The 14,229-nt window shown below is 48.2% G+C and carries 9 protein-coding genes and 2 riboswitches; of the genes, 3 read left to right on the top strand and 6 right to left on the bottom strand.

Annotated features, from left to right (window positions below):
• Nucleotides 1-317 precede the first annotated feature (317 nt).
• From ACFQPF_RS13130 to ACFQPF_RS13105, 6 genes are all read right to left on the bottom strand, one after another.
• Complete coding sequence (locus ACFQPF_RS13130; RefSeq protein WP_379750194.1) at nucleotides 318-1,751, bottom strand: nicotinate phosphoribosyltransferase; 1,434 nt, start codon at nucleotides 1,749-1,751, stop codon at nucleotides 318-320.
• Nucleotides 1,752-2,036: 285 nt separating this feature from the next.
• Nucleotides 2,037-3,335 (bottom strand): NCS2 family permease, encoded by a 1,299-nt coding sequence (locus tag ACFQPF_RS13125; RefSeq protein ID WP_379750193.1) that lies wholly within the window; start codon nucleotides 3,333-3,335, stop codon nucleotides 2,037-2,039.
• Nucleotides 3,336-3,472: 137 nt separating this feature from the next.
• Nucleotides 3,473-3,574: riboswitch (purine riboswitch) on the bottom strand.
• Nucleotides 3,575-3,669: 95 nt separating this feature from the next.
• Complete coding sequence (gene guaA, locus ACFQPF_RS13120) at nucleotides 3,670-5,208, bottom strand: glutamine-hydrolyzing GMP synthase (RefSeq protein WP_379750192.1); 1,539 nt, start codon at nucleotides 5,206-5,208, stop codon at nucleotides 3,670-3,672.
• A gap of 108 nt (nucleotides 5,209-5,316) precedes the next feature.
• Nucleotides 5,317-5,418: riboswitch (purine riboswitch) on the bottom strand.
• Between the two features lie 41 nt (nucleotides 5,419-5,459).
• On the bottom strand, nucleotides 5,460-7,658 hold the full coding sequence (locus ACFQPF_RS13115; RefSeq protein WP_379750191.1) for a DUF4129 domain-containing transglutaminase family protein: 2,199 nt from the start codon (nucleotides 7,656-7,658) through the stop codon (nucleotides 5,460-5,462).
• Nucleotides 7,645-8,916: a DUF58 domain-containing protein gene (locus ACFQPF_RS13110; RefSeq protein ID WP_379750190.1), complete on the bottom strand. Its 1,272-nt coding sequence runs from the start codon at nucleotides 8,914-8,916 to the stop codon at nucleotides 7,645-7,647. Before ACFQPF_RS13110 ends, ACFQPF_RS13115 begins: the two co-directional genes overlap by 14 nt.
• A complete protein-coding gene (locus ACFQPF_RS13105) occupies nucleotides 8,916-9,890 on the bottom strand; it encodes an AAA family ATPase (protein ID WP_379750189.1) in 975 nt (324 codons plus the stop codon). The genes ACFQPF_RS13110 and ACFQPF_RS13105 overlap by 1 nt, the downstream gene beginning before the upstream one ends.
• Nucleotides 9,891-10,228: 338 nt before the next feature.
• Between ACFQPF_RS13105 and ACFQPF_RS13100 the strand changes: the two genes are divergently transcribed.
• The 3 genes from ACFQPF_RS13100 to ACFQPF_RS13090 all read left to right on the top strand — a co-directional run bounded on the left by ACFQPF_RS13100 (nucleotide 10,229) and on the right by ACFQPF_RS13090 (nucleotide 14,067).
• Nucleotides 10,229-11,587, top strand: a complete 1,359-nt coding sequence (locus ACFQPF_RS13100) for an arsenic transporter (protein ID WP_379750188.1) — start codon at nucleotides 10,229-10,231, stop codon at nucleotides 11,585-11,587.
• A gap of 31 nt (nucleotides 11,588-11,618) precedes the next feature.
• Nucleotides 11,619-12,269: an LSm family protein gene (locus ACFQPF_RS13095; protein WP_379750187.1), complete on the top strand. Its 651-nt coding sequence runs from the start codon at nucleotides 11,619-11,621 to the stop codon at nucleotides 12,267-12,269.
• 547 nt (nucleotides 12,270-12,816) lie between these two features.
• Nucleotides 12,817-14,067, top strand: a complete 1,251-nt coding sequence (locus ACFQPF_RS13090) for an S-adenosylmethionine decarboxylase related protein (RefSeq protein WP_379750186.1) — start codon at nucleotides 12,817-12,819, stop codon at nucleotides 14,065-14,067.
• Nucleotides 14,068-14,229 lie beyond the last annotated feature (162 nt).

Below are 14,229 nucleotides of genomic sequence, written 5' to 3'. Positions count from 1 at the left end.
GATCAAACTCTCCAATAAAGTGTTTAATCTGTCTCTTGCTTGTTTAAAACTGACGGAATTAATTTAATTCCTTACCTATGCTTTTGTTCAGTTTTCAAAGAGCTTGTTTCTTCATCGCTTTAAAGCAGCGACAAGAAATATCTTATCATGTTTCAACCACCGAAGTCAACACTTAATTTTCATTAATTTTTGAAGCCGGTTTGTGTTTGCCGCCGTCTAAAGCAGCAACGTTTACTAATATACCAGCCTAGCAAGAGACCGTCAATGCTTTTTCGAAAAATAAATCCCCCTTTTTCTAAAAGGGGGACATCCACTCGTTATTTCGAATGCTTGGCCAGTAGATCCATCTTCGTCTGCCACACCTTCTCGGACAGATCGACAAAGTACTCCTGAGGATTCAACCGGCGCAGATGCTCTGGCCAGAACAGGTTCAGCTGCTCTTGGTGATAGCTTTTAATTTCTTCTAATGAAGGAAGCTCGTACAATCGCTTTCCATCCAAAAAGATCGGCTGAAGCAGCTCGACCGCTTCTATGTCGTGTACGACCTTGCTTTTATACGTATGCACCGGATCAAAAAGCTTCAATTCATGAGTTGGCACCGTTTCATCCACCATCGCGATATAATCCGCTTCTGCCTTGCCTTCTTTATTAATTATCCGGTACAGCGTTTTGTAGCCGGGGGTGGTGATCTTTTCTACATTAGATGAAATCTTAATGGTCGGCTCGTAGGCTTCGCCATTGTATTTGGCGACCACTTTATAGACACCGCCAAGCGCCGGCTGGTCAGCTGCGGTAATGAGCTGTGTGCCGATTCCCCATGAGGTAATCTTGGCGCCTTGATTTTTTAGGTCGACGATAACGTCTTCATCCAAGTCGTTGCTCGCTACGATCACAACATCATGCAGTCCCGCTTCATCCAGCATCTTTCTTGCCTGTATAGACAGATAAGCGAGGTCGCCGCTGTCGAGACGGATGCCTTTGAGCGATTTGCCTTGTTCTTTCATCTTTAACCCGACTTTGATCGCATTGGGCACCCCGCTTTTTAACGTATCATAGGTGTCGACGAGGAACACGCTCTGATTGGGAAGCGCTTCGGCAAAGCGCTCAAACGACTGCTCTTCGCTGTCATGGTCCTGCACCCATGCGTGGGCATGCGTTCCTTTTGTCGGGATGCCGAACAGCTTGCCGGCGCGCATGTTGGATGTTGCGTCGAAACCAGCAATGTATGCGGCACGCGCCCCCCATATCGCCGCATCCGCTTCCTGAGCGCGGCGCGTTCCGAATTCCATGAGCACATCGGTCGGTGCCGCCTGGCGGATACGGGCTGCCTTTGAGGCAATCAGAGTTTGATAGTTCATAAAGTTCAATAAGGCGGTTTCAATCAGCTGTGCTTCAAACACGCGCGCTTTGATGCGAATCAGCGGCTCGTTTTGGAAAACAACGGTTCCTTCCTTCACCGCAAAGAGCTCGCCTGAAAACTTGAACTGGCGCAGCTCGTCAAAAAAGCCTTCTTCATAGTTCTCTTCCTGCTCTTTTAAATAAGAGATATCGTCTTCTGAGAACTGCAATTTTTCTATGTAAGTGACGATGCGCTCTAATCCAGCGAATACCGCATAGCCGCTCTTGAACGGATTTTTCCTGAAAAACGCCTCAAAAACGCGGATGTTGTTATGAGTTCCATTCTTCCAGTGCGCGTACATCATGTTGATCTGATACTTGTCTGTGTGCAATGCGAGATCTTCGTAGCTCATATCCACTCACCTTTCTTACTGCGAATCTTCTTCTATTATCCCCTTAAATGATGTAAGTAAAAAGCCATATGACCCTTTATATAGAAAGACCGCTAATGAATTGTTTTGAGATTTTGCTAAAGTGCTGTGAAAAACGCTAAAATTGCTGCGACTTTTCTCAGAAGTGTCGTGACTTTTCCGGAAAGTGTCACAACAATCCTGAAAAATGATGCAACACGCTCATTAGACCACATTCAAATACAGAAAAAAGCCCCACAAACGGGGGCTTTTCTTCAAAACCATAGACTATTCCACTAAAAACACAAAATAACTGATAAAGATCAAGAACAAGACCCACATAATCGGGTGTACTTCTTTTACGCGGCCTTTCACGGTCATCGTGACAGGGTACATGACGAATCCGAGCGCGATTCCTGTTGCAATGCTGTATGTGAGCGGCATGGCGATAAGCGTCAAGAAAGCTGGAACCGCGATCTCTAGCTTCTCCCATTCAATTTTGCGAAGAACGGAAACCATAAGCACGCCGACGATAATAAGAGCTGGTGCGGTAACAGATGGTGTGACGACAACCAACAATGGCGAGAAGAACAGTGCCAGCAGGAACAATCCGCCTGTTACGACTGATGTGAAGCCCGTGCGTCCGCCGGCGGCAACGCCAGATGCTGACTCAATGTATGCTGTTGTGGACGATGTACCGAGTGCCGCACCTACTGCAATAGCAGAAGAGTCAGCGAGCAGCGCTTTTCCTGCGCGCGGCAGCTTGTTGTCCTTCATGATGCCGGCTTGCGAGGCAACCGCCATGAGCGTTCCGGCTGTATCAAAGAAATCGACGATAAAGAATGTGAGCACGACGATCATCATTTTCACGGTGAAGATCTGGTCGAAATGACTGAACGCTTGGCCGAACGTCGGCTCCAGGCTTGGGATCGCCCCAACAATTTTAGTCGGTGCGTCGATCAAGCCGAACGAGATGCCTGCGATCGCGGTCAATACCATACCGTAAAAGATGCCGCCGCGTACGTTGCGGACCATCATTAAAATGGTAACCACGAATCCGAAGATAGCCAGCAGTGCCGGACCCTTCGTTAAGTCGCCAAGTGAGACGAGCGTTGCTTTGTTTTCAGCAATAATGCCGGCATTTTTCAATCCGATAAAAGCGATAAAAAGTCCAATACCCGATGCAGCTGCAAACTTCAAATCCTGCGGGATGGCGTTGATGATGGTTTCACGAATTTTAAACAGAGTAATAAAAATAAAGATAATGCCTGACATGAACACTCCAGCGAGCGCAGTCTGCCACGGAATGCCCATGACAAGTACGACGGAGTAAGCGAAGAATGCGTTCAGACCCATGCCTGGCGCGAGGGCGATCGGGTACTTCGCGATGATACCCATGATCAGTGTGCCGAGTGCCGCAGCAAGTGCGGTCGCGGTGAAAACAGCGCCTTTATCCATGCCGGCATCGCCGAGGACCATCGGGTTGACGAACAAAATGTACGCCATCGATAAAAACGTTGTTAATCCAGCGATCGATTCCTTCTTATACGTAGTGTTGTTCTCTTTAAATGCGAAATACCGTTCCAAGACTAAGCTCCCCCTATACGTTTCTTCACTCATCCTATAAAAAAGGCCCTCAGTGGATGCCTGAGGGCCTGAACGTATAAAGGAATAGCACGAATGGCGGGTATGCTGGCGTCAAAAGAGCGCAAGCAACCGGGCATTCGCGAAAAACATTCCTTCATAGTCAGACCATTTACGGCAGTCCGGTAGAAACTTTTGGGCCATATCCCCAAGATTATATGAAGAACGTGATATACAATTTGTTATATTCGGTTTTAGTATAGCGGGACTTTCGACACCCGTCAACATTATTCCCGAATATTTTTATAAAAATAGATATAAATGTTCGTGTTTTAACCTATTCCCACTCAATCGTTGCTGGCGGCTTGGACGTGATGTCATACACGACGCGGTTGATGTGGTCGACTTCGTTTACGATGCGTGTGGAAATCTTCTCGAGCACATCGTACGGAATGCGAGCCCAGTCACTCGTCATGCCGTCGATCGATGTGACCGCACGAATGCCGATTGTGTAATCGTATGTGCGTGCGTCGCCCATTACACCGACGCTTCGGATGTCAGGAAGGACCGTGAAATATTGCCACACATCGCGCTCAAGACCTGCTTTCGCGATTTCTTCACGAAGGATAAAGTCGGATTCGCGCACGATTTCGAGCTTCTCTTCAGTAATCGCGCCAAGAACACGGATACCAAGACCAGGCCCCGGGAACGGCTGGCGCCAAACGATGTGCTCAGGAATGCCAAGCTCTGTGCCGACTTTACGAACCTCGTCTTTGAACAATGTGTTGAGCGGCTCGATTAGCTTGAACTGCATGTCCTCAGGCAGTCCGCCAACGTTATGGTGAGATTTGATCGTCTGAGCAGTTGCTGTTCCGCTTTCGACGATGTCTGTGTACAGCGTGCCTTGCGCCAAGTACTCGATGCCTTCAAGCTTGGACGCTTCATCATCAAACACATAGATGAACTCGTTGCCGATGATCTTACGCTTTTGCTCAGGATCAGAGATGCCCGCAAGCTTTATTAGGAAGCGGTCTTTCGCGTCGACTTTAATGATGTTGATGTTAAAGCCTTCGCTGAAGGTTTTCATCACCTGGTCAGCTTCGTCCTTACGAAGCAGGCCGTGATCAACGAAAATACACGTCAGCTGGTCGCCGATCGCTTTGTGAACGAGCACGGCTACAACAGACGAATCGACTCCGCCACTCATCGCGCATAAAACTTTCTTATCGCCGACAACGTCACGAATTTTCTGAATTTCGTCTTCGATCCAGTTTTCCATTGTCCAGTTGCCCTCACACTCGCATACCGCGAACACGAAGTTCTTCAGCAGCTCAATTCCGTACTCAGAGTGGCGCACTTCTGGGTGGAACTGTACACCGTAAAGCTTGCGTGATACGTCGCTCATTCCTGCGACCGGGCAGGAAATGCTCGTTGCGTCCGTCAAGAAACCAGCCGGCGGCGCGACAACAAGGTCACTGTGGCTCATCCACACAACCTGCTTCTCAGGAAGGTCGGCATACATTTTGTTCATGTTCGAGATTGTGATCTCCGCCTTGCCGTACTCGCGGTGGTTCGCACGCTCTACTTTCCCGCCGAAATGGTGGCTCATCAGCTGCATGCCGTAGCAGATGCCAAGAACCGGAATGCCGAGTTCAAAGATCGCTTCGTCACAGCGAGGCGCACCCTCTGCGTACACCGAGTTCGGGCCGCCTGAGAAAATGATGCCTTTCGGGTTCATCTTCTTAATGTCTTCCGCCGTTGTTGTGTGCGGATGCAGCTCGCTGTATACCCCCAAGTCACGGATACGTCGTGCTATCAGCTGATTGTATTGACCGCCGAAATCAAGAACGACGATCATTTCGCTTGTTACGTCCATGTTCTCACCCCATCTAGAAAATTCTTCATATAGTATCCGTCAGTAAAACAAAAAAATTCTGCCTCTGTTTTTATCATAAAAAAACAAAGGCAGAATTCTTTTCGCAACTATAAAGAATCCTGCCTTCATAGTCAGGTTGTTTACGGTAACCCGGTAGAGACTCTCGAACCTTATTTTCGAGGATATACGAAGGAGAAATATATTCTGACGCTATAATCTTAAAGCCATTCTAACAATGCGCTTTATAGCGGTCAAGGGCGGATTCTTTTAATTAAATTTTCCCACAATTTTCGGTTTGTCTCGTTCCAATGGTCTTTCGTCTGCTCTTTGCCGCTGTATTGAAGATTCTCATACGCTTTCGCCAGAATCTTCATGTCCTTCGTATCAAGCGCGCGGTCCACATGAAGCGCGTATTCCCGCAGCGTGAAAGCTGGCTGGCGCTTGATGCCGTAGAAGTTCAGCAGCCAGATCAGCCTCTCAAAGGCCTCTGAAAACGTACCGGACCCCTTTTTGTGTTTAAAGCGCCAAAGGATATATTCCCTCATCCAGCGTTTGCGGAACAGATACGCTAGCGCGGCGCCCACGAGAAGTGTTGCACCAGCGAACAGAGCTGTTTTGCGGACCCATTCACTCCAATTGAAGGTGCCGTTCTCCTCTTTAGAGGCATCCTTTTCCTGAACGTCTTTCTCTTTTTTCGGCTCTGGTTTCGGGGCAGCAGCGACTGGTGTACTTGACCTGTCTACCTCAAACGCTGTCGGGTTGGAGAACCCTCGTGTCGGCTCGAACGGCAGCCAGCCGACTCCCTCGAAATATACCTCGACCCATGAGTGAGCGTTCGCGTTCGTGACGGTGTATTCCTTCATGCCATCATCGAGCGTTTTTTCGTATTCGCCTTGTGTGAAGCCTTTTACCCAGCGCGCCGGAATGCCGACGGATCGGAGCATCACGACCATTGATGTCGAGAAGTTATCGCAATAGCCGATATTCGTTTCAAACAAAAATTGATCAACGTAATCCTGCCCTTTTTTGGGGACCTTTACGTCTGTTGTGTTATACCCGAAGCCTTCCGCCGCGAAGTAACCTTCAACCTCTTTAACTTTTTCATAAATGGTCGGTTTGTCTTTCACGATCGACTGCGCGAGGGTTTTCACGCGTTCTGGCAAAGATTCAGGGAGCTGCAAGTAGTTATCCGTAATATAAGCCGGATAATCAGACCCGCTCGCTTTTACGTCTGCTTCTTTCAAAACAGGCAGCTGATAGGTGAGCTCATAGCTGTCCATCAGCACCTCCATACCATCTTGTTTCGTAAATAGCTTTCCTGTCACGATATTTTCGTGAAGCTCAACCGCTTGATCAGGTATTTGCACACTTTGCAAGCTGCCAGGATTCAAGACAAACGGATATTTAATCTTCTGTCCTGTAACAGCAGCCTTGTGATCCGTCTTCTTCACAGCCGGATCCAGCTGGCGCAATAATTCAGAGGACGGGCTGTACGATTCTGTATTGGCAATTGGGTACTGCTCGCGTGAGGACGATTCCCACCCTCTGCCGGTATACACATCCTTCGTCTCGACCTTCCAATAATGCTTGCCGTTATCTAGCACGGTGAATACAGGCGTGTAGTCGAACTCGAATGGGCCGCCAAGCCTCCGGTCGTTCGTGCCATATCCGATTTTCGAGATGCCTTTGCCGCCAGACCCTTCTGTTTCGTCTTCATCTTCGCCTGATTTCGTGATGAACGAAACCGGATCAGGCCATTGGGGCTCTGCTTTTGGCGCAATATACCCGAGAAACGAGGAGAGGGCGATAACCACGGTCAGCGGCATCATCCACAGAACAGGGAATTTCCCTTTTAGCAAAGAAAACCCTTCTGCTTCAATGATCTTCATCATTCGCAGTATGCCCGTGAGCACGAGTCCGATGAACACAACGCGTACGATCGCGACTGCCGCATCGTACCCGGCAAACGTATCGAGGACGGTAATGTACAGAATCGTCAGGAAGAAAAAGAAGAAGATCTTCTTCGTCTGGATGAGCCAATAATGCATCAGATAGCTGACGATCCAAAGCAGGACAAAGAACAGAAACGATCGCCCAAGCGACGTCATGCTGTCCCACTCACGGTCCGCGATAAACTGCAGGTTCGCTTGCAGATCTTCTATAAAATACGGCACCCATCGGAATGACAGGAAGACGTCTGAAAAAAACATCGAGTGTACCGCGTACATCATCGCAGCCAGCTTTACCGGAAACGAAATCCAGAACGGAAACTGAAAATACGTCACGATAAACAAAAACGCCGCGAACATGACAAAAATCTGGATGTCAGATGTATCGGTCAGCTCACCGATCGGCCGCAGCCATTCCCACAAAAGCAAAAAGCCAAGTCCGTACAGCACGATTTTATGAAAAGACGAGGTTTCCCCGCCATTAAGGTTAGACGGTTGCATACGTTACACCTGCCTTTAACGATTCACTGAAGTCAGGGCCATTAATCGCCGTCGCATAGATCGACGCATGGTTCATCCTGTTCAAAAATGTGAGCTCACCTGCCGTCAGTTTCCTGTCAGGCGCAAGGTAAAAGAACAGCAGATTGGCGTTCCGCACTGCTGTCATCTCAAGCATCTTGACAACATTTTCATCAAGACGCGGCGAGATGATGACGGCTGTCTTTCCCTCTAAGGCGCCAGATAGGAAATGGCGTCTAAGCGCCTCATCAAATGGTTCTTTCATGTCATGCTCAACCTTGGCGAGCTCGTGCAGCACGCGCCACTGCTGCTCCGTGCCGCTGGCGATTGCGACACCGTCACCGCCCTTCAAGTTCTCAAGCCCGATCGCTCCGCCTTTAGAAATGGAATAATGGCTGAGCGATGCGGTAAACGACACACCGCGCTCGAACAGCCAGCTCTGGCTGCCATAGCTTTTCGCGCTCTGATCCAGCACGAGGCAATAATCATCGTTGCGCTGATGCTCGAACACCTTTGTGAGCAGCTTGTTGGAACGCGCACTCGCCTTCCAGTGCAGCCACGCCATCCGGTCACCCGGCACGTATTCGCGCACACTCACACTTGACGTGAAGTCAGACAGCGAACGGCGGCCTGCTTTTTTCGAGCCGCTTTGCTGCATTTTTCCCGCTTCCCACCGCTCAATTTCCTGATAGCGAGGGTACACGAACACTTTATCCGGCTGCATCACGACCGCCTTGCGATGGACGAAGCCGAAGAGATCACCTGTTTTCAGCGCGATCGCATCGAACTCGAACACTCCTCTTGGCGCTGGTTCAATACGGTACGTGAACGTCATCTCTTTTTTGAACAATGGAAAAAGAAGCACCCGTGACTGCTGCTGATGCGCTTTGCCCGCAGCATGCGCCACCTTTTTCAAGGAGTCTGGAATCAAGTCTTCGATCACCATATAAAAAAGCGGAAAGTTGCTTTTTCTTCTAATCTTAATGGTCACGATCAGTTCTTCCCCTGCCATGAGCATTTCCTTGGAAATCTCACGTGTCGCGCTCAACCGGCCGGTCGGATAGAAGCCCATCATGATGGAATACAGAACAAATGGAAGCACACTGTAAAACAAAAACCAGCTGACAAAGCCGCCCTGAAACATCGCATATGAAAACGCCAGCGCGAGCAGAAGAAGGATTCCCGCAAAGCCGAGTGGCGCTTTATACTTGCTGCGCAACGCCATCCACCGCTTCTTCATCACACACTTTGTTCCTTCGTGATTGGAACCGGCACTCTTGATAGCAGCTCCTTCACGACTTCTTCAGGTGTCGTTCCTTCAAATCGGGCTTCCGGCTTTAATAAAATGCGGTGTGTCAGAACAAACGGCGCCAAATACTTGATGTCATCCGGAATGACAAATTCACGGTTCATGAGCAGCGCAAACGCCTGGCCTGCCTTCATGAGCGCAAGCGATCCGCGCGGACTGACGCCAAGGTAGATCGAGCGATGGTTACGCGTGCGGCTAATGAGCTCGACGATATATCGCTTTACCGGCTCGGACACGTATATGGATTTCATATCTTCCTTCAGCTGCAGCAGCTCTTCTACTGAAATGACCGACGTGATCGTCTCGATCGGATGCTCGCGACCGATCAAATCGAGCACGTTCAGCTCCTCTTCCACCGACGGATAGCCCATCGACAGCTTCATGAGAAAACGGTCGAGCTGCGCTTCTGGCAGCGGGTACGTCCCTTCGTATTCAAGCGGATTTTGGGTGGCCATGACGAGGAACGGATCGGGAAGCGTGTACGTCTGCCCATCCACCGTCATGCTTTTCTCTTCCATGGACTCAAGCAGCGCCGATTGTGTCTTTGGCGACGTCCGGTTGATCTCGTCCGCGAGGATAACATTGCCAAGGAGCGGTCCTGGTCGGAACTCGAACTCCATCTCTTTTTGATTGAATATGGAAACACCAGTGATATCAGACGGCAAAAGGTCTGGGGTGAATTGGATACGGTTGAATTTAAGCCCGAGCGACTTGGCGATCGAGCGCACCATCATCGTTTTCCCCACGCCCGGCACGTCCTCAAGGAGTACGTGGCCGCCAGCGAGCAGCGAAACAAGGCTCAGCTCGGTAATCTTTTTCTTCCCGACCATCACGCGCTCTACATTTTTGATAACTTCATTTAGTTTAGGGTGGTACTCAGACACTTCATGCTTCATGATCTTCATTCGGAAAACTCCCCCTTATCTATGCTACAGCAGCCTGGTGACAGAATGCCGGATTGAAAAAAATGTATCCTTGTTAACTTCTTAACGTTCCTTCACTTTTCCTTGTTTTTTGTAAAAAATAGTCGGAAACATATTATTTAAGTTTCAAATAATGTTCATAAATTTCTAATTCATACTGCCGCTATAGAGTTGCTGTGCGCTTACCCATATATTCTCTGCTGGTTATTCAACCAAATTTTTTTTGCTAGTCGGTTACCCACGCAATAATCGTTTGCTTGAATATCCTAAAAGGACAAGTAACTAAGCACTTGAATTTTCTTAATCACGAAAGGAACACGATGAACATTCACGAATTGATTTCGGTTTTTGTATTCCTTATAGCCACCCTTATCATCTTTTGGCGGCCAAAGGGGTTGAATGAGGCTTGGCCTGCTTCTATAGGGGCATTGATCATTCTGTTAACAGGCGTTGTGTCACAGGCTGATGTGTATGACATCATTCATAAGATTGGCGGCGCCTCCATTACAATCTTGTCGACCATTGTCATGGCCGTTATATTAGAGAGCTTCGGATTCTTTCATTGGACCGCTGCCCGGCTCACCGCTTTAGCAAACCGTTCAGGCTACCGCTTGTATTGGTACATTCAACTATTATGTTTTCTGATGACACTGCTATTCAATAACGATGGAAGCATTTTAATTACGACACCTATCCTCATTCTTCTTCTTAGAAATCTAGGATTGAAGCCGCATCAGCAAATCCCCTACCTTCTCACAGGCGCCCTGATTGCCACTGCAGCAAGTACGCCGATCGGTGTCAGCAACATCGTCAATCTGATCGCGCTGAAGATCGTACACATGACGCTCTTAGAGCATACGGCCATGATGTTCGTTCCTGCCATGCTCGGTTTGCTGTTCATGTCTTATCTGATGTATCTCCTCGTCAAGAAGCAGCTGCCGGTGAAGCTGCCTCAGGCCGCTCACGATATTGAAGAACGATTTTTCACGAAAAACTATCATCCTCTTAAAGGGACCATTTCTTCTAACGAAAAGAAGAGTCGCAGCACCTTCATGTTAAAGATCCTGCTGTTCGTCTTCCTTATTCGCTGTTCTCTATTTATCGCTTCCTACCTTTCCATTCCGATTGAATTAGTTGCGGTTCTCGGTTCGATCATATTGCTGTTATGGAGATGGCACCGCCTTGGCACAAACCCCGTCGATATCTTGAAAAAAACGCCGTGGCACATTCTTATTTTCGCTTTTTCTATGTATGTCATCATTTACGGATTGCACAATTCCGGCTTAACGGACCTTTTGTTGAAGATATGTGTGCCCATCGTCGACCAAGGGCTGTTTCAAGCCACCTTCCTCATGGGCGCGCTGGTCACTCTTCTTTCAAATTTCTTTAACAACCACCCGGCTTTGCTCATTGGAACCATTACGCTTACAGAAATGAACCTTGATCCCATCACATTAAAAACGATGTATCTGGCAAGCATTATCGGAAGTGACATCGGGTCCTTGCTCCTCCCAATCGGCACACTAGCCTCCCTTATCTGGATGCATATCCTGAGGCAAAACAAGATAAAGATAAAATGGAAGGATTATTTACGCGTATCGCTGATCGTCGTCCCATTAACCATGATGGTTACGCTGCTATTGTTATACGGCTGGGTGCAATTCATCTTTTCTTTATAAACGTTTAATCAAAATTCAGGAGAGAATACGTTTGAATCAATTAAAGCCATTACTGCATAAAACCGTCTACATCAGAATGACAGGAGGAAAAGTATTTGAAGGCATACTGACCGATTTAGGAAATGATATTCTGGTCATAAACGATGGCAGTCACTTTCAATACATTCCTCTCCTGCATATTCATAAAATAAGGCTAAGCCACAGCGCTGATCTGGAGATGAGCCCTAACAGCGCTCTATCCGCAACGAAACAGGAAAAAACGATTTCATACCGTTCAACCTTAACAAACGCAAAAGGATTGCTGACACGTATACACGTCGCCGGCAAAAAGGATATACAAGGCTACATCACCCACGTTCTAAGCGATTACTTTACGTACTATTCACCGATTTACAAGACACTGTACATTTCGTTCTATCATTTAAAATGGCTGACATTCTACGAGAACGACCAAATCCCCTTCTCCGTGGACATCCCTGTTTCATCCGCTCCACTCAGCCGTTCTTGGGAAGAACAGCTAAAGAAACTCGAAGGCCGCCTCGTCATCTTCGATATGGAAGAAGATCCAGATAAAGTAGGGTGGCTGAAAAAAGTAGAAAGCAGCATGATTGAACTGCAAACGCTAAACGGAGAAACCATGTATATCAAAAGTAACCATTTAAAAACGGTATATGTCCCTTGAAAACCAATACCTCCCCTCTGCTCATCAGCCGAGGGGAGGTATTGGTTTTCAAGGCTTTTAAAGTTGAATCGTTACGGGTTTCAGGGAAGTCAGGGGTTTCAGAGAAGTCAGTGGCCTCAGGAAAGTCAGGAATCTCAGAGAAGTCAGGTGGAAGTCAGGTGCGAAGTCAGGGGTCCGGTACGAGTGAGCTGATAGTGGCTTAATAGCGCCATAAAAAGCCGGGTAGTACCGGACCCCTGAAGCATAATTCAAGCATAATGGGGTCCTATAGTTACTTTTTAGTAAATAATGGAATAAAGGCCGCGGATTTCCGTTAGTAGCCCGCGACTGTGTAGATTTGACCCGCGCTTTGTCTGATGTGACCTGCGCTTTCCCGTTTTGCGCTCGCACTTATGTAGAACGCGCCCGCGCCCTGTACGCCAAGCCAAAATAACGCCTCATTTCGCCGCTTTTTTGGCTAATCACCTCCTTCATCTAACCATACCGATCTAACATTGGCCGCATAAACTAGTGTATTACGGCTTTTTGTGATGAAAGGAAGATGATATTGAGCACTCAACTGACGATTCTCGGCAGCGGGGGCGGCGTGGCGAAAGCCATTTTGTCCATTTTGAACCAAGCTGTGCAGGATGGTAACGATCCGCTCCACCATACATTGCAGCAATCAACATTTCATTTAATTGATATGAAACAAAAGGACACGACTTATTATGAAAGACGGTTTCCTCATTTAACTAATCAGATCAAGCTCTATGAGTTCAATCTGCAGGATATAGAAGCATTTAAGCATCATTTAAAAACAACTCAAACCTCCATCGTTGTGGATGTCTCATGGGCGGATACGATTCAGATGCTCACGTGCTGCAATGAGTTCGGTGTTTCATACATCAATTCAGCACTAGAGAATACGGCCGTGGATGATGACCCGACACTTTACGGATTTCCGCTGTCTGAGCGCTTTAAGCGTTTTGAAGAGGTGAAGCAGAACTTCACGAACACGAAGGCGATTATCGGGTCGGGCATGAATCCTGGTGTGGTGCAGTGGATGGCGCATGAACTTCTACAAAAGCATAAAAAGGACAAGCCAAAAGCCTGTTATATCGTAGAGCACGACACGTCGTTCTTTGCAGATGATCGTCTTGTCAAAAAGGACACGATCTACACGTCGTGGTCAGTAGAATGCTTTTTGGATGAGGCGATCCTGAGCTATCCGATGTATGTCGCCAATCAGGTGCCGCTTTATTTATATGAAGATGTGTATCGGACGGAATACAGCGTGACACTCGGGGATGTATCGTTTAAAGGGTGCTTGATGCCCCATGAAGAAGTGTTGTCACTCGGCAAGCTGTACGACATGGAGTTTGGCTTCATTTACCGTGTGAACGAGCATACGACGAACCTGATCCGCGACAATTTGCACCGAGTGGACGAGCTGTGGGACTGGGAACACCAGCTGATCGACCCGGATATCGGGCCTGTTCACGGTGAAGATTTAGTCGGTGTGCTGCTCGTGTTCGAGGACCGAGAAGAATATGTGTATAACGTGATGAACACGAAGGAAATTTATCATCGTTATCAGACGAACGCCACCTACTTTCAAGTGGCTTGCGGCCTTTACGGCGGGCTCGCTTCTCTGCTGCTTGACCCTGTGCCAAACGGCGCTCATTACGTCGACGAGCTGCTTTTGCAGCACGGCATTCGCTATGGCAGCTATCTTTCCTGCCATATGAGAGATTTCGTCACCGGCACCAACACCGCTTCAGACGGCCTGCTGCACAACCGCCGCAAACGCGTGTAATCCATTTCGGGGTCCGGTACCATCCGCCATCATTGGCTTAACAGCGCAGGACAGGAGCGGGTGGTACCGGACCCCCATCACTGGACCCCCAACACTTAGCCGTGTCACTTCATCTGCTCTATGAATATACTAATCTAGCTTTTAAATACATCACATGAAAGG

Origin of the sequence: Fictibacillus iocasae (assembly GCF_042665465.1) — a bacterium.
GTDB classification, from domain to species: Bacteria; Bacillota; Bacilli; order Bacillales; family Fictibacillaceae; genus Fictibacillus; species Fictibacillus iocasae.
The sequence above is the reverse complement of the archived record's forward strand: the minus strand, read 5'-3'. Positions and strand labels throughout refer to the sequence as shown.